We start from the raw sequence: 1,251 nt of genomic DNA, 5'->3' as shown, positions 1-1,251 counted from the left end.
GCTGAACTGAAAAGTTAAATTCCACTTTCAAAAGAAAAAAATTAAAGTTGAAATTAGTTGTGCAGAAACAGTGCTGACAGGTAAATTCAGTGCTGTTTTTATTGTGGAATTTAGTATATGAAGTACAATAGTTATAGATACAGATAAAAAATAAGTACACGAAAGGCACATGGAATTTCAACTTTTTTCAAAATGAAAGAGAAAACTCCACTTCAGTTAGGTGATGGGCTGGATGCGCTGCCTGATTATTCTTTATCTGCCGTTCGTTTTCAACAGATACGGTTTCAAGGTTACTTCGTCGCTTCGAACGACGAAAAGACCAGCCTGATACAGCCGGTCAGCCATATCTGGATTAATGAACTGTAAAAGCTGGAAGGATGACTTGCCTTTCAGTTTTTTCTTAGGGTACGAATTAATGTGTGACGAAATAATATTGGCTTTCTCCTGAGATGTCAGTCCTAATGCATAAAGATCAGTTTTATTCGGGCAGATTTCTCTGAGAAGCAGATGAACATTCTCCAGTGATCCTTTCTGCCAGGAACACATGGAATCGCAGTAGTAGACGCGAGTGCGTCTGCTTCCGTCTTCTCTGTACTCTGCTTCAGAAGCAGATACAAATTCACTTCCTCTGTCTGTCAGAAGCACTTCAACTTCAGCATTGAAAATATCAGGACCGAGATACTGCTCAAGCAGAAGAATTCCTCTCAGCATTTCATCTGTTGTCTTTGATTCATGATAGATGCAGATCAGCAGATCGTACTGGAGAAATTTAAATGTCTGAATGAATGGACCGTTTGATACATCGTTGTACACTGTATCCATTTCAACGATACGTGCATCTGGATTCTCTTCCATATAGTTCGTGTAATCCAGATGCGTTCTTCCTTTGAGATAAGAACGATCCTGACGCTTTGCATACTGGGTCTTTCTGCTTTTCGAAATCTTGCGGCGTACTTTCTTTTTCAGATCAAGATTAGTGATAGAAACGCCGGCATCCTGGAATACGCCATCTTCGATATACGTATACAGTGTTCTTTCGGATACTTTGATTTCCGGATGGTTCTGACAGATGACATAGAGAGACTGTCCCTGTTCCAGAAGAGGCTTGATAAGAAGACCGAGATCTCTGATTTCATTGACTGTAGCGTTGACACCGGCACGTGCATCACAGAGCATTTCAGCATATTCTTTCTGTGCAGCATCCGCTTCATACTTGTACTTGTCGAACCGGCAGCGCTTGTATCTTTCGCA

The 1,251-nt window shown here is 41.0% G+C and carries 1 protein-coding gene; it reads right to left on the bottom strand.

Going from position 1 to position 1,251, the window contains the following annotated elements; translation table 11 throughout:
• Positions 1-252: 252 nt before the first annotated feature.
• A partial coding sequence (locus ACTND6_RS10990; protein WP_441045105.1) for a transposase occupies positions 253-1,251 on the bottom strand: 999 nt, incomplete at its 5' end.

Origin of the sequence: Bulleidia sp. HCP3S3_C9 (assembly GCF_052064035.1) — a bacterium.
Lineage (GTDB): Bacteria > Bacillota_I > Bacilli_A > Erysipelotrichales > Erysipelotrichaceae > Bulleidia.
The sequence above is the reverse complement of the archived record's forward strand: the minus strand, read 5'-3'. Positions and strand labels throughout refer to the sequence as shown.